The organism is Maribacter sedimenticola (assembly GCF_900188415.1).
Taxonomy (GTDB): domain Bacteria; phylum Bacteroidota; class Bacteroidia; order Flavobacteriales; family Flavobacteriaceae; genus Maribacter; species Maribacter sedimenticola.
On sequence record NZ_FZNV01000001.1, the window covers coordinates 79,306 to 102,253 of the forward strand.

Consider the following 22,948-nt stretch of genomic DNA (forward strand, 5'->3'; position numbering starts at 1 on the left):
ATTTAAACAGATAAGACAAGAGCTATCCAAACTAAGGCAGTTACAGATGAAGGAATAAGCTTGGTTCAACCCTTTTTTCTTTAAACATTGTTGAGGGAGTTCAATTGTTATAGGAATAAGCCATCTAAATATCCAAAATTGGATATAAATTAAAGTGGTATTCTAATTTATGGTGGTAAGAGTTAAAACTAGCTTTGTATCTAGGCTTTTAATAGGTACTTTTATTGTCTGAATTGTATAGTGATTGAATCCACTCAAAAAACTTTTTAAACAAACAGCTATCTATGGCTTGGCGACTGTCTTGCCACGGATGCTCAATGTAATATTGGTTCCTATCTATACTGGGGTAATGCAGCCCGGTTCCTATGGACAGGTGGTCGTAATATTCGCCTATTTTGCCATATTCAATGTTTTTTTGGCATATGGTATGGAAACAGCGTTCTTTAGATTCTATAAAGAGCTCGATAATAGGAAAAAGGTGGTCTCTACCTCACTGTTATCCATACTAGGTTCTACTGCACTTTTTTTATTGATCGGGTTTATTTTTAAAAATTCATTATCACATATTCTAGAGATATCCATTGAATATATTGGGTACGTTTTTTGGATATTGGCGCTAGATGCGTTGGTCATAATACCCTTTGCCTGGTTAAGGGCCAATGAAAGACCCATGCGCTATGCCATCATTAAATTGATCAACGTTATTTTGAATTTAGGCTTAAACTCCTTCTTTTTAATCTTGCTGCCAAATTTGGTATCCGAGGAAAGTACGGGAATCTTGGCTTCCATGTATAGGGAAAATTTTGAAATTTCATATATATTGATATCCAATCTAGTTTCAAGCGCGGTGACCCTCTTGTTAATGTTACGGGTTTACTTAAGGAGACCCTACATATTTGATACTGATATTTGGAAAAGAATGATTGCATATGCAATGCCGGTCATGGTAGCTGGTATTGCATTTACCGTTAATGAGGTTCTTGACAAAATATTATTGGAAAAGATATTACCTGTTGAAATAGCAAGTGACGAGGTAGGTAAATATGGTGCTTGTATAAAACTTGCAGTGTTTATGACGCTATTTGCTACGGCATTTAGAATGGGTATAGAGCCGTTCTTTTTTAGTCATTCCGATACTAAAAACCCACAAAAGGCATATGCCCAAATAACCAATTATTTTGTGGTCTTGGGGAGTATTATCCTATTAGCGGTTGTTGTTTTTTCAGATGTGCTTAAAATAATGTTCGTTAGGGATTCCGCATATTGGGAGGCAATGCCCGTTGTACCTTTAATACTTTTGGCCAGTTTCTTTTTAGGTATTTATCATAACCTTTCCGTTTGGTATAAGGTTACGGATCGGACAAAATTTGGAGCTTATATATCTATGATCGGTGCCGTGTTGACCATAATTATCAATATTGTGTTTATTCCTTATTTTGGATATATGGCCTCTGCAGTTGCCACACTATTGGCATATGGTAGTATGATGATGTTATCGTTTTATTTTGGACGTATGTATTACCCTATTCCATATAACTTTAGAAAAATTATCTTTTATTTAGGAGTGTCCGTCTTGTTTTCTACCCTATCATTTTACATTTTTGATAGAAATCTGTATGTAGGCGTTCCATTATTGATTTTGTTTCTTGGTTTGGTATATAAACTCGAGTTTGAAAACCTTAAAAAATTATTTTTAAACAGATGAAGATTAATATAATCAATACTTCCGGTCACGAATTACCGCTTTACGAAACCAATGCTTCTGCAGGTATGGACCTAAGGGCCAACTTACAGGATCCCGTTACCTTGCAACCGTTGGAAAGAGCAATTATACCTACTGGTCTATTTATGGAATTGCCTGTGGGCATTGAAGCTCAAGTTAGACCAAGAAGTGGGTTGGCGGCCAAAAAAGGAATTACGGTACTCAATGCTCCTGGTACTATTGATGCCGATTATAGGGGAGAAATAGGAGTGATTTTGGTAAATCTATCCAATGAGGTGTTTACCGTAGAAAATGGGGAACGTATTGCCCAAATGGTCATTGCAAAGCATGAACGTGCACAGTGGCATGAAGTGGATACTTTGTCAGAAACCGAGAGGGGTACTGGCGGTTTTGGTAGTACAGGTATCAAATAATAACAATTTCTACTAATGAAAATATGGTTCTTTTTGATAATAGTAGCTACAGGTGGTTTTACTACCATGCAAGGCTATGCGCAAGAAGAACAGCAAATTATGGTAGAAGAAAGTGCAGAAGTTTTTTTGGAAGAATATTCAGATACGTTTCAAGAAAACTTTTTTGAGGGATTAAAACAAAAAGGCATTCGTAATTATGACCGGGCAATTGCCTATTTTTTAGAATGTAAGCGTATGCAGCCCAATAATACTGTGGTTTCGTTTGAATTGGCAAAATTTCACCTTTATGAAAGTCAATATATGCTTGCCCAAGAATATGCTATTGAAGCTATAAACGGGGAACCTGAAAATTATTGGTATGCCAAAACACTGATTGATGTCTTGGAAACAGGCAAATCCCCATTAGATAATGTCAAGCAAGATATTCCTTGGAACGATCTTTTGTTGAGAAAGAATATTGCGGAGATTTATTTTAAAAAAGCCCGCTATAAAACTGCATTGGAAGTACTGCATAAGTTAAAGGAACCTAGTCAGTATGCATATCTTCAAAGTAGAATTTTAGATTCCATTGCTAAGTATGAGAATACCAGTACGGTGGTAAAAGGTACGGAAACCATTACATCCAATGAAGAATTACGTTCCGTTGAGGGCTATAGGGAAAACCTTAAAAAATTACTCATTGCTGAATCAAGCACCGTTGATTTGCTCCGTATTTCCAAAGAGGCTATGGACAGTTACCCAACGCAGCCTTATTTTTATTATGCCAATGGTACCGCACTTAATCGTTTGCAAAAATTTGAAGAAGCCCTTGAACCTTTAGAAACAGCTTTGGATTATATTATTGAGGATGTTTCTCTACAAAGATTAATATATACGGAGTTAGCAGCGGCCTATAAAGCACTTGACAATATGACGAAAGCAAATATGTACCTTAGTAAAATTAAATCTGGTTCTTAATGATGGAAATATTGAAAACATTTGGCTCAAAAGCATTATTGCTAATGGCTTTTTTAATCTTTGTTACATCATGCAAAAGCACTAAAGTGGTAACTGAGGGAAGGGTAAACGATAAATTGACCGCTAAATCGGTTATCAAATCGCATTACCTTAACGGCAGTAAATTTGCCTCATTGAACGGTAGGGTAAAGATTAATTATTCGGATGGTGAATCCTCTCAAAGTGTATCGGTTAGTTTACGCATGAAGAAGGATGAGGCAATCTGGTTAAGCGCACCTTTGGGTATTGTAAAAGCATATATTACACCAGACCGCGTATCTTTTTATAACAAACTTGAAAATGAATATTTTGATGGAGACTTCTCTTATTTGAGTAATTTATTGGGAACAGAGGTAGATTTTCCAATACTTCAAAACTTATTATTGGGACAGGCAATTATAGATTTGCGAGATGAAAAATATACTATTGATATTGATGAGGACACCTATAGGCTTACCCCTAAATTACCGGGATCACTTTATAAAATTCTCTTTAGGATAGAGCCTAAGAATTTTAAAATGAACTTGCAACAGCTATCACAACCATCAGAACAACGGTTGTTGCAGATTGCTTATCAAAATTATCAGAAAATCGATAATGAGATTTTACCAAATGAAATCCATATTAAAGCGTTGACCAAGGATAGTGAGAACACCATTAAGATGGAGTTTAGAAATATAGAATTGAACGGAGCGGTAAATTTTCCTTATTCAATACCAAAGGGTTTTAAAGAAATAGAACTATAAATAATGTGTAGCCTTCTTAGACATCACGTCATTTTTTTTGTACTGTTAGCGTCAATTGCCGGTAATGCACAGACTACTGAACAAAAGGCTTTAGAGGAGAAACGTGAACGGTTGCAATCAGAGATTCGGGATATTAACCGGTTACTATTTGCGGAAAAAAAGGAAAAAGGCAATGTATTGGATCAAATGGAGGCCTTGGACAAAAAGATTACCGTAAGACAACAACTCATACGTGTTACCAATCAACAGTCCAATTTATTGAATAGGCAGATCAATACAAACATCAGGAATATAGGAAAGCTTAAAACCGAGCTCCAAAAAGTTAAGGACGAGTATGCTGCTATGATTCAAAAATCATATCAGAACAAATCCAAACAAAATAGACTTATGTTCTTATTGTCCTCTGAAAGTTTTTTTCAAGCCTTTAAGCGTCTACAGTACATGAAGCAATATACGGACTATAGAAAGGAGCAAGGGACACAAATATTGGCAAAGACAGAGGAATTGGCGCGACTTAATGCGGATTTAAACGAGGAGCGCAAGGTCAAGGAGGTATTACTGGCACAGAACAAAAAGGCCAAAAACCAATTATTTGCAGAAATACAGGCACAAAAGGCATTATTGGGAACGATCCGTAAAAATGAAAGTAAATACGCAAGCGCCATAGATGCCAAAAAGAAAGAAGCCAGGAAGATAGATAGGCAAATAGAGCTTTTGATACGGAACGCTATAGCCGCCAGCAACAAAAAATCTGGTAGTACTTCCAAGAGTACAAGCAAGTTTGTGCTGACACCAGAAGCAGCTATCGTAGCCAATAATTTTTCGGCCAACAAAGGTAAACTCATTTGGCCGGTGGAAAAAGGAATTAAAAGTCAAGGTTTTGGTATTTATAGCGATCCTGTATATCCGGGCATAAAACACCAAAGTAACGGGGTAATCATTGCAACGGACGAGGGGTCCAAAGCAAGGGCTATTTTTGAAGGTGAGGTCATTGCAATATTGGCCGTTCCGGGGGGTAATAAAGGAGTTCAAATAAAACACGGTAATTTTATCAGTACGTACTATAATCTTTCTGAATTAACGGTCAAAAAAGGGGATAGGGTTTCCATTAAGGATGAATTGGGCACTGTTTATACCAATCGGTCCAATGGACAAACACGGTTAAAATTTTATTTATATCAAGATACATCACGGTTAAACCCAGAGGAGTGGGTATACCGTCTTTAATAGTTGGCTTATGGAAAAAAGATTTTCAATTTCGGATTTAAATGGGTCGTTTACCTTACACAACGGTGTAAAAATGCCCTATTTGGGCTTAGGTACCTACCAGGCCGATAATGAACAAGAAGTAGTTGAGGCGGTTAAAAAGGCAATAGAGATTGGGTATCGCCATATAGATACAGCAGCCATTTACCAAAATGAAGAAGGTGTTGGAAAAGGCCTGCGTGAAAGTAAGGTTGATCGTAGCGAGTTGTTTGTAGTAAGCAAGGTGTGGAACAATGATCAAGGTTATGAAAGTACTATTAAAGCGTTTGAGCAGAGTCTAGAGCGATTGGGCTTGGATTACCTAGACCTCTATCTAATACACTGGCCAGTACGGGGCAAGTATACCGAAACTTGGAAAGCTTTGGAATATTTGTACAACCAAAAAAGAATAAGGGCCATTGGGGTCAGTAACTTTTTACAACATCATTTAGAGGATATCCTTGAGGATTGTACCGTAGTTCCTATGGTGAATCAAATGGAATTTCATCCACATGTGGTACAACAAGACCTTATTGATTTTTGTAGTGCCTATGCTATTCAATATGAATCTTGGTCGCCATTTATGCAGGGTGAAGTTTTTAAACTGGAGATTTGTAATGAATTAGCAAAGAAATATGCTAAATCTGTAGCACAGGTTATCCTGCGCTATAATTTACAAAAGGGGATTGTGGCCATACCCAAATCTGTTCATGCAGAACGCATAAAGTCTAATGCCGATATTTTTGATTTTGAACTGAGCAAGGAGGATATTGCCTATTTGGATAGCTTGGAAAATGGTAAGCGCACAGGCCCTGACCCGGATAATTTTGATTTTTAATTTTTGGTGAACAGTGCCTTTAATTCAGTAGCATCATCTGGCTTCATCTTACCCGCAAGGACCAAACTCAATTGTTTTCTTCTTAGGGCGCCTTCATAACGTATATGTTCCAAATCCGTTTCTGGACGTAATTCTGGCACTTCTGTTGGTTTACCCGTCTCGTCAACGGCAACAAAGGTATAAATGGCCTCATTAGCCTTGGTTTTTTTTCCGTTGTAACGGTCTTCTATCCACACATCTATATAAACCTCCATAGAGGTGTTATAAGCTCTTGAAACGGCTGCTTCTACCGTAACTACACTGCCCAAAGGTATGGCCAAATTAAAGGCTACGTGATTTACGGATGCCGTTACGGTTATTCTACGGCTATGTCTTCCTGCAGCAATACTTGCGGCACGGTCCATACGTGCCAATAGTTCGCCTCCAAAGAGATTTTGAAGTGCATTGGTCTCACTGGGTAGTACCATATCGGTCATCGTAGTTCTTGACTGTGCAGGTGTCTTTGATTCCATCAACTGAATTTTTCCGCAAAGATACGGTCATGTAAGATGGTAAGAAAATGTTGTAAAGGTTATTTTTTGGATAGCAACCAAGCATCCTTGGACTGTACGCGCTTTATTTCCTTTAATGCGTTCAATGCATCGGTGGCATCTGAAAAGCTTTCGTATGTTACCACATGTAACCCATAGTCATTGGTGCCATAATAGGTAGAATTATATCCTTTGGCCTTTAATTCCTCTATTTTTCTTTCGGCATTTGCCTTTATTCTAAATGCACCGGCAACGATATGATGCATTTCACCTTCTTTTTCGGAAGGCAACTTTGAGCTTGTTGCGTCTACCGTAACAGTGGGCAGTTCCAATGGTGTTAAGTCAAAAAAAGTAGCTTCCTGTATTTGTTTGGTAACATATTCCCTGGCGTTTGTCCTTGCAACTTCCTCGTTGGTCCGTTGTTTTTCAAATACTTTATATGCCGTTAAACCGGTAGAAAACGCCAATAATAATACAGCCGCATATTTAAGATAGGGTCTAAAACCTGTACTTTGCCTTCTTTCCGAAGTTATAACAAGTGGTATATTTTCTTCAAGCTCTACTATTTCCTCTTTTAATACCTCTCTTGTTATAGGTAAGGAACTAAAATTGGATAACCCAAATGAAGAGGTAAGGTAATTTATTTCCGAAGCGGGTTGAAATAATAAAGACCCTTCATTGTTCCTGCTAAGTACACCTATATTCTTTACCAACAAAGAACTCTCATTAGCTAAGGTCCTTTCCCATTTTTTTACTTGCTCCTCAATAAAATTGTGGGCAACCTCAAAAGATATCCTGTCGGTTTCGGAAATATAAGAGGCCAATAATCCATCATTAGAGGTCAATTGACCATTGAATGCCAATAATTTGGTGGGTGCGTAAAATGTATTGGTATCTTGGTTGATCTTTGCAGATGTTCTCTGTGTCAAAAACGCACCAAATCCAGGGACAACCACACAGTTGTACCTATAAAGTAAATCGCTTATATAGTGTTCAAGTACCATACTTGCGCAAATATGAAAAAAAATATGGGGCTTAAAAACACCTTTGGTAAGTTTTTATTAACATATTTTTTTCTCTAATTTGTGAACAAATAATGAATACCACACAACATACTGCGGATGAACTCATTGCAATTCTTAGATTGCAACATGTACCACATATAGGCGATACCCTTTCCAAAAAATTAATTGCACATTGTGGTAGCCCGTCAGCAGTATTTGAGGAGAAACGACAAAATTTATTAAAAATAGATGGTATAGGTACCCATACCACCAAGCATTTATTCGATGGCATTCACCAAGAGGCTGCCGAGGATGAATACAAATACATTACAGCGCAACAAATTTCATGTACCTATTTTAAGGATGATACGTATCCTGCATACCTAAAGCATTGTATAGATGGCCCTATCCTATTATTTCAAAAAGGAAATATTGATTTAGAACGTCAAAAAATTATTAGTGTGGTTGGAACCCGTAATATTACCAGTTATGGCACAGCATTCTGTGAACAGTTCATAGCTGATATTGCCCCGCTTAACCCTATAATAGTTAGTGGTTTTGCATATGGTGTAGATATTTGTATTCAACGGGAAGCCATAAATCAAGGCCTGCAGACCATAGGATGTCTTGCACATGGACTAAATCAAATCTATCCTAAAGTACATGCAAAATACCAATCTGATGTACTTAAGAATGGAGGCTTTTTTACTGAGTTTTGGAGTACAAGCAACCCTGAACGGGAAAATTTTTTAAAACGCAACCGTATTATAGCAGGTATAAGTGAGGCTACCGTGGTAGTTGAATCCGCAGAAAAAGGAGGTAGTTTGGTAACTGCCGATATTGCCAATGGATATAACCGCGATGTTTTTGCGGTACCCGGTAGGACTACGGATAAATATAGCCTGGGATGTAATAATTTAATAAAGCAACAAAAGGCACATGTTATGACCTCCGCGGCCGACCTTGTCTATTTATTGAATTGGGAAGTTGAAGAAAAAAAACAAAAGACGATTCAAAAACAACTTTTTATAGAGCTAGATGAAACCGAACAAGGTATTTATACTTATTTGCAAAATAACGGCAAACAGATGTTGGACAGTATAGCTTTGGATTGTAGCTTACCTATTTTTAAAGCTTCATCTACATTGTTGGGTATGGAAATGAAAGGGGTGATTAGGCCTTTGCCCGGGAAATTATTTGAGGCCATCTAAGAGTACACAAACCAATTGGTCTGTATTATCCCAGTTTTCTTAAACCTACTTTAAAAATTATTGTAACAACATTGAAAATTAGCATTATGTCGTTAAATTCAATGGCTTACTCAGACTAAGAAACCACAAAACCGACTTTTTAGTCGGTTTTGTGGTTTCTACAATATGGTGATGTTAGTTTTTAATATCCTAGTTTTTCACGCACTCGAGATAACACCCCATCTGCAATTTTACCTGCCTTTTCGGCACCAAGTGCCAAAGCATCATCAATTTCGTTTAGATGGTTCATGTAATAGTTGAACTTTTCGCGTGGTTCTTCAAATTTGTTCAAGATTACTTCATACAAAGCTTGTTTGGCATGTCCGTATCCATAATTACCGGCTAGATAATTGGCACTCATTTCTTCTATTTGAGGCTGTGTTGCCAATATTTTATAAAGTGCAAAAACGTTATCATTGGTGGGGTCCTTTGGATCTTCCATTGGTGTGCTGTCCGTTTGTATACCCATGATCTGCTTTCTCAATTGCTTATCGGTCTGAAAAAGACTTATCAAATTGCCCTTGCTTTTACTCATTTTTGAGCCATCTGTACCCGGTATATACATGGTTTCCTCTTGAACTTTTCCTTCGGGCAGTACAAATGTTTCCCCTAGTTGTGCATGAAAACGCGAGGCTACATCGCGAGTTATTTCTATATGCTGCATTTGGTCTTTTCCAACAGGAACTATATTGGCATCATAAAGTAAAATATCCGCGGCCATTAACATCGGGTAGGTAAATAGTCCTGCATTTACATCTTCCAACCTATCTGCCTTGTCCTTAAAGGAGTGTGCCAAGGTTAAACGCTGGTAAGGGAAAAAACAACTTAAATACCAGGAGAGTTCCGTTACCTGAGGTACATCACTTTGTCTATAAAAAACGGTTTTTTCAATATCCAAACCAAAAGCTAACCAAGTAGCGGCCGTAGCATAGGTATTTTGCCTTAATGTTGCCCCATCTTTAATCTGTGTTAGGGAATGCATATCCGCAATGAATAAAAAAGATTCATTTTTTGGATTTTGAGCCATTTGTATCGCTGGTATTATAGCACCTAAAATGTTCCCTAAATGGGGGGTTCCCGTACTTTGTATACCTGTTAAAATTCTTGCCATGTGCTTTTTCTCTAAGAAGCAAAGGTAAAACAAATACAAAAAAACTAACCTAAATAACTACTTTTGATTTATGCTTGAAACGTTATCTAAAATCGGTCAAAGTATCTACCGGATCTGGTTTTATATTTTGGTTGCCGTACCTATTATCCTGTTTTTTCCCATATTGCTCATATTCGCATCAAAAGAACGTTGGTACCCCCAATTTTTTTGGCTTGCCCGTAATTTTTGGGCCAAACCTATTTTGTACGGTATGTTTTGTTGGCCTAAGATAACCTATGAAGAAAAATTGAAGAAAGGAAAAAGTTATATGCTCGTAGCCAATCATACCAGTATGTTGGATATCATGTTGATGCTTGTAACCAGTAAAAATCCGTTTGTATTTGTAGGTAAGAAGGAATTGGTTGATATTCCTTTGTTTGGGTTTTTTTATAAGAGGGTTTGCATTATGGTAGACCGTGAGGACTCGCGCAGTAGAACGGGTGTTTACAGAAGGGCGCAAAAAAGGCTCCAACAAGGTTTAAGCATTTGTATTTTCCCGGAAGGCGGGGTTCCGGATGAGCATATCATTTTGGATAAATTTAAGGACGGTGCCTTTAAAATGGCCATTGCGCACCAAATTCCTGTGGTACCTATGACATTTTATGATAATAAAAAACGTTTCCCCTTTACATTTTTTAGCGGTGGCCCTGGCAAATGTAGGGCCAAAGTCCATTCATTTATCACTACAGAAAATTTGAATGTAACCGATACCGTAAATTTACGCAATACGGTAAGAACGTTAATTTTAAAGGATTTGACATCGATGGTTTAAAATTTAAAATTAATCCCGCTATATACCCCTATGGAATATGGTCTAAACGTACCGTTGATTTCAGAAAAAGTATTTAGTTGGTATTTAAAAATAGGCTCAATATTAAACCTGATCTTGGGGGTGAACTTGTAATTTAGGCCAAAACCCATGTTGGCGCTAAAATTGACACTGTTTATATTGTTGGCCTTGCCTATTTCCGTAGTCAGTTCACCAGCGGTCAATGAAACCGCATTATCAATCAAAAATAAGGAGCTGACACCACCAATAAGGTCAATGCCAAATTTTTTGTCCATTAGTGCATAATTCATTTCCAAAGGCAATTCCAGATAGCCTAGTTGTTGCGACATAAAACCCTCCCTGGCAGCAGTTTTTGCACTTACGTCAAAAGAAGTAGTGGCAGTGCTGAATTTATCTGAAGTGACCTTTTTACTTGAAATGGTCAATGAACTTGAGGTTTCGGCATAATCAATTGTTGAAAGCTGTCCGTTTGCGGATAAGGCGTTTTGTGAAGAAGAAAATGCCACATCCTCTGTATTATATCCATAATCTACCTTATTAATACCTGAACGTATGGTCAATTTTTTGGAAACGGCATATGCTACGGAAACCCCATAACTTAAATTGATATTACCAGATTTAGAATTAGGAACAAAAATTGAATTCACGGGTGACCCCTTGCCAACGGCATTAAAGTATACAGGGGCAACACTTGGTCCGGCAGACCATTTATCTTTGTTTACGGCAATTTTATCTTCTGTATCCTGCTCTTGAATTTCCTCAAAAATGGATTTTTTCCCTTCATTCTCGGCTACCGCATTTTCATCAGGATTTAGAACGGTAGTGCCTTTCACTTGTTTCTCGATTTCTTTTTGGGTGTCTTGAGCCTTATTTGTCAAAAGGACATCCCCTGATGATAATTTTTGATCGTGTAAATGTTCTTGCTGATTCTCCTTCATGGTAGTGTTAGCCAAACTTTGTTCACTATATACTCTTTGACCAAATAATTTTGATGCGGAAGGGGTTTTTTCTGTATTGTTATTTATTTGTTGGTCATGGGTTGCCAGTTGAGACTTTTCATTAGATTCGTTACCTAGGTCATTAGGGTCGTCATTTTGCCGCACCAAAGCTTTTTGGCCATTGGTATGGCTTTCGCTCCCATTACTTTCAACTTGTGAATGTGCTTGGGTAGCAGTGTTCTCTTGAACTAAAATTTCATCGGTTTTAATATTTGTATCCAACCCATTTTCCAAAGTTTTTAAGGAATCCTTATCGTCAATACTTTTATTGGTATCCACAATTATTTCCTGTAAATGTTCCTTTTCCGTAAACGGATTAAGTAAAAACACCCCTAATGTAATTGCGGCCGCTATACCTCCTATTTGCCACCAAAGGGGTATACCGCGCTTTTTTCTTTTTTTGTCAAGTGACGCATCAATGGAACGCCATACCTTATTGTCCGGTGCTTCCTTGAAGTCCAAGAATTTTTCTTGGAAAAATTCGTCTAATTTCTTTTTCTGCATCTTTTAAGATTTCAGGTTTTCAACCAATTGTCGTTAAAATACATGTGTTGTTATCAGCATTAATATTCCAATAATTGATTGGGAAGCTTTTGCTTCTATTTTTTCTTTTAATAATGTACGGGCCCTTGCAAGATTGGACTTGCTGGTTCCTATAGAGGTTCCAAGTAGCTCGCTAATTTCTTTATGGGTATAACCGTCCAGAACATATAAATTGAACGTTGTACGATATTTATTAGGTAATTCTTGAATATACCTTAACAAGGTCTGAAGACAGATGTCACTATACGCATCATCTATAGTGACCTCTTCTTCAACATTATCGGTAACTACTTTTAAATATTCTTCTCTTCTATATTTCTGTAGTACCGTATTTATGGTTATTCTTTTGATCCACCCTTCAAAAGAGCCTTTTCCTTTATACTGGCCAATTTTATCATAGATGGTCATAAAGCTATCATGAAGGCTATCTTCCGCTTCTGACTTGGAATTGGAATATTTTAGGCAAATGCCATATAAGGTCGTTGCATAGGCCCTATACAATAGTTCCTGTGCTTTACGATCGTTTTTTTTACAATTTTGTATGAGCTCTTCTAGACTCACAAAGGGATTATTAGATTAAGGTTCGTTTACCGGCACTATTACTTCAAAATATTCAGCTTCGCCTTCGCTGTTGTCACCTGTATAAAATTTGAATTTATAGGGTTCATTATATATAACGGTAAAGTTGAACGAAGCGGTTTGCTCCACAGCTTCCTCCGTACAGTCATCAACATCCAATCTTACAGAACCAATGGCAACGACACTTCTAACGGTCAATGAATCCTTGATTACATCAAAACCCTCATAATTTGTGCAACTGTCCGGTTTTATATAATTGACCTTGATTTCATACGTTCTGTTAAAATCAAAGGATTCCGGTAATTCTGCATCAACAATCTCCAATGCGGTAAAATGGAAGTTTGGCGCATCGTCATCTAGTGAACAACCATTGCTTAAAAAAGCTACCAATGCGGCCAACAGCATAAATTTTGTTCTCATCATATAAATATTTTTTCATAAGATGAAAATAGCTGGCAATGGTTGCGTAGATGCTATTGTGATTTTCTAATATATGGGCTTTTAAGCGTTCAATGCTTTAATAGCCTCCCTAATTTTACCGTCCAGTTCTTCAAATAGTTCTGGATTATCCAGTAAAATTCCTTTTACGGCATCACGACCTTGACCTAGCTTGGTATCACCATAGCTAAACCACGATCCACTTTTCTTGATAATTTCATATTCAACACCTAGGTCAATTACTTCACCGACCTTAGAAATGCCTTCACCATACATGATATCAAATTCTGTTGTACGAAATGGTGGTGCAACCTTATTCTTTACAACTTTGACCCTGGTCTTGTTACCTTGTACATTACCGTCCGTATCCTTGATCTGGGTAGACCTTCTTATATCCAGACGAACGGAAGCATAGAACTTAAGGGCGTTACCACCGGTGGTGGTTTCCGGATTTCCGAACATAACCCCAATTTTTTCTCGCAATTGGTTAATGAAAATTACGGTACAATGGGTCTTGCTGATCGATCCTGTAAGTTTTCTCAATGCCTGTGACATTAAACGGGCATGAAGTCCCATTTTAGAATCACCCATTTCTCCTTCGATCTCACTTTTTGGGGTCAAGGCAGCTACGGAATCAATAACGACAATATCAATAGCCCCAGAGCGAATTAAGTTGTCCGCTATTTCCAGACCTTGTTCACCATTATCCGGTTGTGAAATAATTAAATTATCTATGTCTACACCCAATTTTTGGGCATAGAAACGATCAAATGCGTGTTCAGCATCTATAAATGCCGCGATTCCTCCATTTTTTTGGGCTTCGGCAATGGCGTGTAAGGTTAATGTGGTCTTACCCGAAGATTCCGGTCCGTAAATTTCAATTACACGACCTCTTGGATATCCGCCTACACCTAACGCAATATCCAATCCTAATGAGCCGGAAGGTATTACTTCAACGTCTGCAACAACACTATCGCCCATTTTCATTACAGCGCCCTTGCCATAGGTCTTATCCATTTTATCAAGGGTCAACTTTAATGCTTTTAATTTTGCTTCTTTTTCCGAACTCATTTTTTGTTTTTTTGGAAGGCTAATTTACCATTTCTTTTTTGAATTGTATAATTATGAATCTGATAACGCAACCATTTTAATCTTTAAGCATCTTATTTAAAATTGAACGTAGTTCAATAAAAATATTATCCGTTGTTTTAGTGTCAACGGACTACTGGTGGCTATTTCCTTTTTTTATATTCTGAAAGAATGCTATGAAGAAGAAAGAAAATGGAATAGTCAAAAAGAGCCTAGATGCACCTAGGCTCTTTTTATGACCTACCGCTGGACGGTCACTATATCTTTTGATTTCTTAATAATGCTTACTTTTGCACCTTACTTTATTTTTTTAACTTAAAACTATTGGTATAGCATGCAACTGTACAATACATTAAGTGCAAAAGAAAGAGCCGCTTTAATTGAAGAAGCGGGTAAGGAGCGCCTAACCATTTCTTTCTACACCTATGCACATATTGGCAATCCGGAAATATTTAGAAATCATCTGTTCATTCATTGGAACGAACTGGAGGTCCTTGGAAGAATCTATGTCGCTCATGAAGGAATTAACGCACAATTATCCGTGCCGGCAGAGAATTTTGATAAATTCAAGCAACATCTGGATAGCATTTCCTTTTTGGAAAACGTTCGCCTGAACATTGCCATTGAGCAGGACAATCTTTCTTTTTTAAAATTAAAGGTGAAAGTGCGGCATAAAATTGTAGCAGATGGACTAAACGACCATACTTTTGATGTTACCAATAAAGGCATTCATGTAGATGCAGAAAAGTTCAACGAACTTATTGAAGACCCTGATACCGTATTGGTAGATATGCGCAATCATTACGAAAGTGAAATAGGCCACTTTAAAAATGCAATAACACCTGACGTAGATACATTTAGGGATTCATTGGATATTATTGAGCAGGATTTGGCAGACCATAAAAAGGATAAAAAACTGGTCATGTATTGTACTGGCGGAATCCGCTGTGAAAAAGCCAGTGCTTATTATAAACATAAAGGATTTGAGCAGGTTTACCAATTGGAAGGAGGTATCATAGAGTATACGCGCCAAGTTGAAAAAAAGAAACTTGAAAATAAATTTAGGGGCAAAAATTTTGTGTTCGACCATAGAAGGGGCGAGCGTATAAGTGATGACATTATTGCCAATTGCCACCAATGTGGTGCACCTTGTGATGATCATGTCAATTGTGCCAATGAAGCTTGCCATTTACTATTCATACAATGTAAAAGTTGTGCAGAAAAGATGAACAACTGTTGTTCAGACGCTTGTAAGGAAATTCATGAATTACCATATGAAGAACAAAAGGCACTAAGAAAAGGTAAAGTGGTCAGTAATAAAATTTTTAAAAAAGGTAGGTCAGAAGTGCTTAAGTTTAAAAAGTAATGTGCGTACTATATAGTAAAATACAGGATTTGCGCTTAAATCAGCATTATTTTATTAGGAAAGAAATGTGGAGTAAGTAAATAGTAATTGCGTTGTTAAAGGCCCGCCTCTGGTAACTTTATTAAATGATGGCCATAAACTATGCTTTCATTTCACATTAAAAAAACTGTATCTTTACCTATAAGTTTTTTATGAACCTTTTTTGGTGAATTTTTAAAAATTCGGCCAAATCAATATATATAATATGGGTTGTAGTAGTTGTTCTACCGGTAAGGATGGACAACCAAAGGGATGCAAGAATAACGGTACTTGCGGTACAGATGGTTGCAATAAACTGACAGTTTTTGACTGGCTTTCAAATATGTCGCTCCCCAACGGGGAACGGCCATTCGATTTTGTTGAGGTAAGATTTAAGAATAGCAGGAAGGAATTTTTCAGGAATACGGAAAATCTTTCACTTTCTATTGGCGATATCGTTGCCACGCAGGCCCAATCCGGGCATGATATTGGTATGGTTACCCTAACGGGAGAACTGGTAAGGGTACAGATGAAGCGAAAGAAGGAATCTTTTGACGAAACAAGCGCTTCTAAAATCTACCGTAAGGCCACACAAAAAGATATCGATATTTGGCAAAAATGTCGTAATAGGGAAGAGGAGATTAAAAAGAGAGCGCGCGAAATTGCCATTATCCTTAAACTTCAGATGAAAATTTCAGATGTGGAATTTCAGGGAGATGGTTCCAAGGCCACATTTTATTACACCGCAGATGAACGCGTAGATTTTCGCCAGCTCATTAAGGATATGGCAAAAGCTTTTGGTATACGTATTGAAATGCGCCAAATAGGTTACCGTCAAGAAGCACAACGTTTAGGAGGCATTGGTTCTTGTGGTAGGGAACTATGTTGTTCTACATGGCTTACGGACTTTAGATCGGTGAGTACTTCTGCGGCACGTTACCAACAATTATCTCTAAATCCACAGAAATTGGCAGGACAATGTGGTAAACTCAAATGTTGCCTTAACTATGAGTTGGACGTATATTTGGACGCCCTAAAGGATTTTCCTTCCCAAGACACCAAATTATTTACCGATAAGGGATTGGCATTTTGTCAGAAGACAGACATTTTTAAGGAAATGTTGTGGTTTTCCTATAAAGAAGACCCGGGCAACTGGCATGTTCTTACCAAGGACCAAGTGAATACAATTTTGACCAAGAATAAAAAGAAGGAAAAAGTTGCTAGTTTGGAAATGTATGCAATTGATGTCAATGTAGAAGAAAAAGTGGTTTTTGAAAATGTTGTTGGTCAAGATAGCTTAACCCGTTTTGATAAGCCCAAGGGCAAGAACAATAGAAATAAGAACAAGAATAGAAACCGAAATAAGAACAAGAACAGAAATCGTAAAAGAAATCAAAAAAATGCGTAATCTATCTTTTTGCATTTTGGCGGTAATGTTTATTTCCTCCTGTAATTCCAATATCGTACAGTCAGAATACCAATCTTTAAAGGACGGTGTTTGGGACAAGGACAATGTTCTTGAATTTTCTGTTGAGACCAATGATACGGTGCAACCGCATAATATATTTATAAATGTGCGAAATGATACCAAATATCCATATAGCAATCTATTTATCATCGCTGCAATGACAACTCCGGAAGGTGAGGTAACGAAAGATACGTTGGAATATGCTATGGCCTTACCGGACGGCACGTGGTTAGGAAAAGGAAGTGGTAGTGTCAAGGAAAATAAATTATGGTATAAGGAAGACATCGTTTTTGGGTCTTCTGGCGTATATACTATAGAGGTTTCGCATGCAATGCGTAAAAATGGCAGTGTTACTGGTATTATTGGCCTTGAAGGTATAACAGACGTAGGAATAGAAGTAACAAAAAACAATCCGTAATTATGGCAAAAGCGGTTAAAAAGAAAGTAACGAACAATAGTTTCACCAAATTCATTTTATGGTTTTGGATTTTATTCATTTCAGGCTTTGCCTTGGTAGCCCTAATATTTCTATCGGCTTCTTGGGGCTTGTTCGGAGAATTGCCACCATATGAATATCTAGAAAACCCGCAGACCAATTTGGCTTCGCAGATCATTTCTTCCGATGGTACGCTATTAGGAAAATTTTATTTGGACGATAACCGCACGGATGTAAAATTTGAGGATCTGCCAGATAATTTGGTCAATGCATTGATCGCAACCGAAGATGCCCGTTTTAGAGACCATTCTGGAATAGATGCTAGGGGTACGGTTAGGGCTTTTGCATATTTAGGTAGCAAAGGTGGGGCAAGCACCATATCTCAACAGTTGGCAAGACAACTTTTTGTAGGTGTGCGTTCCAGAAGTAAGTTCGATGCCATAAAGCAGAAAATAAAGGAATGGGTCTTGGCAATCCGGTTAGAGCGTAGTTATACCAAGGAAGAGATTATAAGTATGTATTTTAATATTTATGATTTTGGTAATAATGCAGACGGAATTAGATCAGCGGCACGTATCTATTTTGGCAAAGAACCAAAAGATCTTAAAACAGAGGAATCTGCCATGTTGGTGGGTATGTTCAAGAATTCATCCTTGTTCAACCCATTACGAAGGGAAGAAATGGTCAAGAATAGGAGAGATGTAGTACTTGCCCAAATGGCCAAGTACGATTACATTACCCCAGTAGAGAAAGATTCCCTACAAGCCCTAAAAATGGATATTAATTTTAATCCTGAAAACCATAGGGAAGGTTTGGCCACCTATTTTAGAATGTACCTTCAACGTTTTATGAAGGAGTGGATAGAAAAGAATCCTAAGCCTGCCATAGATGGGGGGCGTGATCGTTACAATCTTTATTTGGACGGCCTAAAGATTTACACGACCATAGATTCAAAGATGCAAGCCAATGCGGAAGAGGCCGTTGAGGAACATATGACCAAACTTCAAGCAGAATTCTTTAACCAAAATACCCCTGCTAGAAATAAGACCACACCTTTTTCGGATATTACACCAGAGGAAACGACCATGATTATGGAACGGGCCATGAAAACATCGGAGAGGTGGCGTATTATGAAAGAGGCCGGAAAATCTGAAAAGGAGATTCGCGAGTCTTTTAACAAAAAAACGGAAATGACTGTTTTTGATTGGAACAGTGATACAAAGGAAAAGGATACCGTACTTACCCCAATGGATTCCATTCGTTATTACAAAACTTTTTTAAGAACGGCCATGATGTCCATGGAACCTCAGACAGGCCATGTAAAGGCTTGGGTAGGGGGTATAAATTACAAACATTTTCAATATGATAATGTTATCCAAGGAGCTAGGCAGGCCGGATCTACCTTTAAACCTTTTGTGTATGCTGCCGCTATAGATCAATTGAGATTATCTCCCTGCGAAACTAGACCAGATACACAATATTGTATAGAAGCCGGTAAGCATGGTAATATTGAGCCTTGGTGCCCCAGAAACTCGGACTTAAAATATTCAGGTAAGAGTTTTACATTAAAAACGGCCTTGGCAAATTCCGTAAATACCGTAACCGCGCAATTAATTGATGAGGTAGGACCTAAATCTGTAGTAAGCATGGTGCGTAATCTAGGGCTTACCGGTGATATTCTGGAAGTACCTGCTATAGCCTTGGGTACATTGGACGCCAATGTATATGAAATGGTAGGTGCGTATGGAGCATTTGCAAACCAAGGTGTTTATGTAAAACCGGTAATGGTTACACGTATAGAAAACAAGGATGGTACTGTTCTATATGAATATGTACCCGAAACCAAGGATGTTTTGAGCAAGGATGTTTCTTACGCAATTTTAGATTTGATGAAAGGGGTAACCCAAGGGGGTTCCGGTACACGATTGAGAACAACGGGAGTTAATAAATGGAGAGGAGAGTATGATGAGATCATTACCGGGTATCCTTATAAATTAACGAACCCTATTGCGGGTAAAACGGGTACTACACAAAATAATAGTGATGGTTGGTTTATGGGCATGGTACCCAACTTGGTAACCGGTGTTTGGGTAGGTGGCGAAGAGAGATCTGTGCATTTTAAAAGTATTACCTATGGGCAGGGCGCCTCAATGGCTCTACCTATTTGGGGGTTATATATGACCAAGAATTATGCGGATGAAGAACTAGGTATTTCCAAGGATGATTTTGAGAAGCCCGAGAATATGTCAATTGAGATAGACTGTGAAAAGTTTTCGGCTACCAATAAGGAGGAAGATGATATTGAAGATGACCTTGAAGACCTTGATTTTTAAGAAATTTGAACTATGAAATATTATGAAAGTCTTAGCATTCGCTAAGACTTTTTTTATTTAATCCCATTTTTAATCGGTAAATTAGTGACAAGATAATTAATAAGAAAATGATACGTAAGACTGTAAAAGATGTAAGTGATGCATTGGCAGGTGTACATGACGGAATGACCTTTATGTTAGGTGGTTTTGGCCTATGTGGTATACCTGAGAACGCTATTAGTGAATTGGTACGATTGGGTGTAAAAGATCTTACCTGTATTTCCAATAATGCGGGAGTTGATGATTTTGGCCTAGGCTTATTGTTGCATCAACATCAAATTAAAAAAATGGTGTCATCCTATGTTGGGGAGAACGATGAGTTTGAACGACAAATGCTTAGCGGCGAATTAGAAGTTGAATTGACACCACAAGGAACTCTAGCGGAAAAATGCAGGGCCGCACAAGCGGGTATACCGGCTTTTTATACACCCGCGGGTTACGGAACAGAGGTCGCAGAAGGAAAAGAGGTCAGGGAGTTCAATGGTAAAATGTATATTCTTGAAAAGGCGTTTAAAGCTGACTTTGCATTTGTAAAAGCATGGAAGGGAGATATGGCGGGAAATTTAATTTTTAAGGGAACTTCAAGAAATTTCAACCCTTGTATGTGCGGTGCCGCCACTATTACCGTAGCGGAAGTGGAAGAATTGGTCCCAGCGGGGGAATTAGACCCAAATCAAATACATATTCCCGGTATTTTTGTACAACGCATTTTTCAAGGTACCGATTACGAAAAAAGAATAGAACAACGAACAGTACGTCAAAAATAAAACCATGTTAGATAAAAACGGCATTGCTAAAAGAATTGCACAAGAAGTAGAGGATGGCTTTTATGTTAACCTTGGCATTGGTATCCCAACATTGGTGGCCAATTATGTGCGTGATGATATAAGTGTGGAATTTCAAAGTGAAAACGGTATTTTGGGTATGGGACCTTTTCCCATTGATGGAGAAGAGGATGCGGATTTGATTAATGCAGGAAAACAGACCATTACCGCCCTACCAGGAGCATCATTTTTTGATTCTGCAACTAGTTTTGGTATGATTAGGGGCAAACATGTAGATCTTACAATATTAGGAGCCATGGAGGTGGCGCAAAACGGAGATATCGCTAATTGGAAAATTCCGGGTAAAATGGTCAAAGGCATGGGCGGCGCTATGGACTTGGTCGCATCTGCAGAAAATATTATCGTAGCAATGATGCATACGAACAGGGCTGGAGAATCTAAATTATTGAAGCAATGTACCTTACCTTTAACCGGTGTAGGTTGTGTAAAGAAAATAGTGACCAATTTGGCTGTGCTAGAAGTTACTGAAGATGGTTTTTTATTGTTGGAACGTGCTCCAGGAGTTTCTGTAGATGATATTAGGGAAGCAACGGAAGGTGTATTGATCGTTAATGGTAATGTTCCCGAAATGAGTATTCAATAAGGTTCATTGGTCGATGAAATTTGATTTTTATATTTTTTACCACATTAGATAAAGACTACACAACAATAATTTTAAAAATAACGGAGTTATATTGTATCTTTAAGATGTAAAATAACCAGATAACCTTTTAATACAGTAAAACCACATGAACTCCCAAATTAACCACATTGCTTCTGAGGAAAAAGTACAAGTTTACCGTAACGATTTTATCAGCGGTTTCTTGAGACTTACAAAAAAGTTATTTATGATATAAATTACTTTTAACAAAATGTAAAGAGCGACTTTTTGAGTCGCTCTTTTTTTTTGCTCTTTTTTTGATTTTTCAAAATTGTACCTAACCCTAATATTAGGTTGTTGAACGTTGCCATTCTAAATATTTTGATTTCACAACAAGTTTTAAGCGATTGACCACATAAATTAAAATGTAAGAAAAAGACTACATATATTTGAAATGTAATTTAGAGTGAATCCCAAATCGCGCTATAAACTTAACCTAATATGAAGCTCTTGTTGAATTGCCTGTTACTGACAATATTTTTTACGTCCTGTTCCAAAATTGAGGAAAACAATGATCCAATTATAGGTATTTGGAAACACACGGTCAAAACCGCTACAAATACCAACAAAATGGTCATAGATAATGAGGAGTATATCTTTAATGATGTATATCTAGGCAGATTTCATGGGTATAAAGATGGTCAAATAGTATTTCTGACCGATTTTAAATGGACTTATGAAAACGGTCATTATATAGTTAGCTATCCCGGAACGGATTTTCCTAACGATGTTCTGGAAATGAAAGAGACAGAGGAAGGCACCATGCTCATACGTGCACAAGGCAATATTTTTGCCCTTAAGACCAATTAAAAATAGTTTTACAATTATTTACAATGAATTAACCGTTGAATGCCCATCTAAACTATAATTTATATTTCCCCCGACTAGGAGCAAAGAAATTTGCTCCTTTTTTTATTTTAGTGGTATGGAACTCACATTAACCAAATGTTCTCTTGAAGATGTAGAACAATTAAGATTGATTTCTGAGCAGACCTTCGTCAAAGCTTTTGAAAAAGATAACGACCCAATCGATTTTAAGAATTACATAGAAAAAGCTTTTGCCCTTGAAAAAATCAAGTCAGAACTTTTAAACCCTTATAGTGATTTCTACTTTGTATATAGAAATGAAGAATTGGTAGGCTATTTTAAGCTCAACGTGCTTTCTGCGCAATCAGACGTTAAACGAGATGATAGCATAGAGTTGGAACGCATCTATGTTTTAAAGGAATATCAAAGTTTAGGTCTAGGCAAACAATTTTTACATCATATCAAAAGTATTGCTCAAGAAAAAAATAAGAAAATGCTTTGGTTAGGGGTGTGGGAGGAAAATAAACGCGCAATTCAATTTTATCAACGCCACGGATTTCAAAAATTTGATACTCATCCATATTTCATTGGTACTGATGAGCAGACCGATTGGTTAATGCATATTAGCATAAAAGGTGCATTCAACAATTGAATGCACCTTTTA

The 22,948-nt window shown here is 37.5% G+C and carries 23 protein-coding genes; 16 read left to right on the top strand and 7 right to left on the bottom strand.

Annotation, left to right across the window (positions count from 1 at the left end; translation table 11 throughout):
* Positions 1 to 244: 244 nt before the first annotated feature.
* The 6 genes from CHB68_RS00345 to CHB68_RS00370 are packed head-to-tail and all read left to right on the top strand — an operon-like array spanning position 245 to position 5,961.
* Positions 245 to 1,705 carry a lipopolysaccharide biosynthesis protein gene (locus CHB68_RS00345; RefSeq protein ID WP_089258444.1) on the top strand — a complete coding sequence of 487 codons (1,461 nt, stop codon included), beginning with the start codon at positions 245 to 247 and terminating at the stop codon, positions 1,703 to 1,705.
* Positions 1,702 to 2,136: a dUTP diphosphatase gene (gene dut, locus CHB68_RS00350; RefSeq protein WP_089258446.1), complete on the top strand. Its 435-nt coding sequence runs from the start codon at positions 1,702 to 1,704 to the stop codon at positions 2,134 to 2,136. The genes CHB68_RS00345 and dut overlap by 4 nt, the downstream gene beginning before the upstream one ends.
* 15 nt (positions 2,137 to 2,151) lie before the next feature.
* Positions 2,152 to 3,093: a tetratricopeptide repeat protein gene (locus CHB68_RS00355; RefSeq protein WP_089258448.1), complete on the top strand. Its 942-nt coding sequence runs from the start codon at positions 2,152 to 2,154 to the stop codon at positions 3,091 to 3,093.
* Positions 3,093 to 3,878, top strand: a complete 786-nt coding sequence (locus CHB68_RS00360; RefSeq protein ID WP_089258450.1) for a DUF4292 domain-containing protein — start codon at positions 3,093 to 3,095, stop codon at positions 3,876 to 3,878. The genes CHB68_RS00355 and CHB68_RS00360 overlap by 1 nt, the downstream gene beginning before the upstream one ends.
* A gap of 3 nt (positions 3,879 to 3,881) precedes the next feature.
* Positions 3,882 to 5,105 carry a murein hydrolase activator EnvC family protein gene (locus CHB68_RS00365; protein ID WP_089258452.1) on the top strand — a complete coding sequence of 408 codons (1,224 nt, stop codon included), beginning with the start codon at positions 3,882 to 3,884 and terminating at the stop codon, positions 5,103 to 5,105.
* A gap of 10 nt (positions 5,106 to 5,115) precedes the next feature.
* Positions 5,116 to 5,961, top strand: a complete 846-nt coding sequence (locus tag CHB68_RS00370; RefSeq protein ID WP_089258454.1) for an aldo/keto reductase — start codon at positions 5,116 to 5,118, stop codon at positions 5,959 to 5,961.
* Here CHB68_RS00370 and CHB68_RS00375 read toward each other — a convergent pair.
* Together CHB68_RS00375 and CHB68_RS00380 are read right to left on the bottom strand one after the other, a co-directional pair.
* Positions 5,958 to 6,473, bottom strand: coding sequence for an acyl-CoA thioesterase (locus CHB68_RS00375; protein ID WP_089258456.1), 516 nt, complete (start codon positions 6,471 to 6,473; stop codon positions 5,958 to 5,960). The two genes, CHB68_RS00370 and CHB68_RS00375, sit on opposite strands and share 4 nt — an antisense overlap.
* Before the next feature lie 59 nt (positions 6,474 to 6,532).
* On the bottom strand, positions 6,533 to 7,495 hold the full coding sequence (locus CHB68_RS00380; RefSeq protein ID WP_089258458.1) for an HU domain-containing protein: 963 nt from the start codon (positions 7,493 to 7,495) through the stop codon (positions 6,533 to 6,535).
* A 92-nt stretch (positions 7,496 to 7,587) separates the two neighbouring features.
* Here CHB68_RS00380 and dprA point away from each other — a divergent pair, with 92 nt between their 5' ends.
* On the top strand, positions 7,588 to 8,706 hold the full coding sequence (gene dprA, locus CHB68_RS00385; RefSeq protein WP_089258460.1) for a DNA-processing protein DprA: 1,119 nt from the start codon (positions 7,588 to 7,590) through the stop codon (positions 8,704 to 8,706).
* 181 nt (positions 8,707 to 8,887) lie between these two features.
* Here the strand turns inward: dprA and trpS are convergent, their stop codons facing one another.
* Entirely contained in the window at positions 8,888 to 9,856 is a 969-nt protein-coding gene (gene trpS, locus CHB68_RS00390; RefSeq protein WP_089258462.1) for a tryptophan--tRNA ligase, read from the bottom strand.
* A gap of 70 nt (positions 9,857 to 9,926) precedes the next feature.
* On the opposite strand from trpS, the gene CHB68_RS00395 reads away from it, so the two are divergent.
* Positions 9,927 to 10,667, top strand: coding sequence for a lysophospholipid acyltransferase family protein (locus tag CHB68_RS00395; protein ID WP_089258464.1), 741 nt, complete (start codon positions 9,927 to 9,929; stop codon positions 10,665 to 10,667).
* On the opposite strand, the gene CHB68_RS00400 is transcribed toward CHB68_RS00395, so the two are convergent.
* The 4 genes from CHB68_RS00400 to recA all read right to left on the bottom strand — a co-directional run bounded on the left by CHB68_RS00400 (position 10,664) and on the right by recA (position 14,314).
* Complete coding sequence (locus CHB68_RS00400; RefSeq protein WP_089258466.1) at positions 10,664 to 12,187, bottom strand: hypothetical protein; 1,524 nt, start codon at positions 12,185 to 12,187, stop codon at positions 10,664 to 10,666. The genes CHB68_RS00395 and CHB68_RS00400 overlap by 4 nt on opposite strands.
* Positions 12,188 to 12,220: 33 nt before the next feature.
* Positions 12,221 to 12,787, bottom strand: coding sequence for an RNA polymerase sigma factor (locus CHB68_RS00405; protein ID WP_089258468.1), 567 nt, complete (start codon positions 12,785 to 12,787; stop codon positions 12,221 to 12,223).
* A 15-nt stretch (positions 12,788 to 12,802) separates the two neighbouring features.
* A complete protein-coding gene (locus CHB68_RS00410) occupies positions 12,803 to 13,228 on the bottom strand; it encodes a hypothetical protein (RefSeq protein ID WP_245838723.1) in 426 nt (141 codons plus the stop codon).
* Between the two features lie 78 nt (positions 13,229 to 13,306).
* Positions 13,307 to 14,314 carry a recombinase RecA gene (recA, locus tag CHB68_RS00415; protein WP_089258472.1) on the bottom strand — a complete coding sequence of 336 codons (1,008 nt, stop codon included), beginning with the start codon at positions 14,312 to 14,314 and terminating at the stop codon, positions 13,307 to 13,309.
* A 352-nt stretch (positions 14,315 to 14,666) separates the two neighbouring features.
* Between recA and trhO the strand changes: the two genes are divergently transcribed.
* The 8 genes from trhO (at position 14,667) to CHB68_RS00455 (ending at position 22,936) form a co-directional block, all read left to right on the top strand.
* The gene (gene trhO, locus CHB68_RS00420) at positions 14,667 to 15,698 is read left to right on the top strand and encodes an oxygen-dependent tRNA uridine(34) hydroxylase TrhO (RefSeq protein ID WP_089258474.1); all 1,032 of its coding nucleotides are present in this window, start codon (positions 14,667 to 14,669) and stop codon (positions 15,696 to 15,698) included.
* A 244-nt stretch (positions 15,699 to 15,942) separates the two neighbouring features.
* Positions 15,943 to 17,124, top strand: a complete 1,182-nt coding sequence (locus tag CHB68_RS00425; protein ID WP_089258476.1) for a PSP1 domain-containing protein — start codon at positions 15,943 to 15,945, stop codon at positions 17,122 to 17,124.
* Entirely contained in the window at positions 17,117 to 17,602 is a 486-nt protein-coding gene (locus tag CHB68_RS00430) for a gliding motility lipoprotein GldH (protein ID WP_089258478.1), read from the top strand. The genes CHB68_RS00425 and CHB68_RS00430 overlap by 8 nt, the downstream gene beginning before the upstream one ends.
* Positions 17,603 to 17,604: 2 nt before the next feature.
* Positions 17,605 to 19,953 carry a transglycosylase domain-containing protein gene (locus CHB68_RS00435; protein ID WP_089258480.1) on the top strand — a complete coding sequence of 783 codons (2,349 nt, stop codon included), beginning with the start codon at positions 17,605 to 17,607 and terminating at the stop codon, positions 19,951 to 19,953.
* 107 nt (positions 19,954 to 20,060) lie between these two features.
* On the top strand, positions 20,061 to 20,759 hold the full coding sequence (locus CHB68_RS00440) for a CoA transferase subunit A (RefSeq protein ID WP_089258482.1): 699 nt from the start codon (positions 20,061 to 20,063) through the stop codon (positions 20,757 to 20,759).
* 4 nt (positions 20,760 to 20,763) lie between these two features.
* The gene (locus CHB68_RS00445) at positions 20,764 to 21,420 is read left to right on the top strand and encodes a CoA transferase subunit B (RefSeq protein WP_089258484.1); all 657 of its coding nucleotides are present in this window, start codon (positions 20,764 to 20,766) and stop codon (positions 21,418 to 21,420) included.
* A 498-nt stretch (positions 21,421 to 21,918) separates the two neighbouring features.
* Positions 21,919 to 22,287: a hypothetical protein gene (locus CHB68_RS00450; protein ID WP_089258486.1), complete on the top strand. Its 369-nt coding sequence runs from the start codon at positions 21,919 to 21,921 to the stop codon at positions 22,285 to 22,287.
* Between the two features lie 115 nt (positions 22,288 to 22,402).
* On the top strand, positions 22,403 to 22,936 hold the full coding sequence (locus tag CHB68_RS00455) for a GNAT family N-acetyltransferase (RefSeq protein ID WP_089258488.1): 534 nt from the start codon (positions 22,403 to 22,405) through the stop codon (positions 22,934 to 22,936).
* Positions 22,937 to 22,948 lie beyond the last annotated feature (12 nt).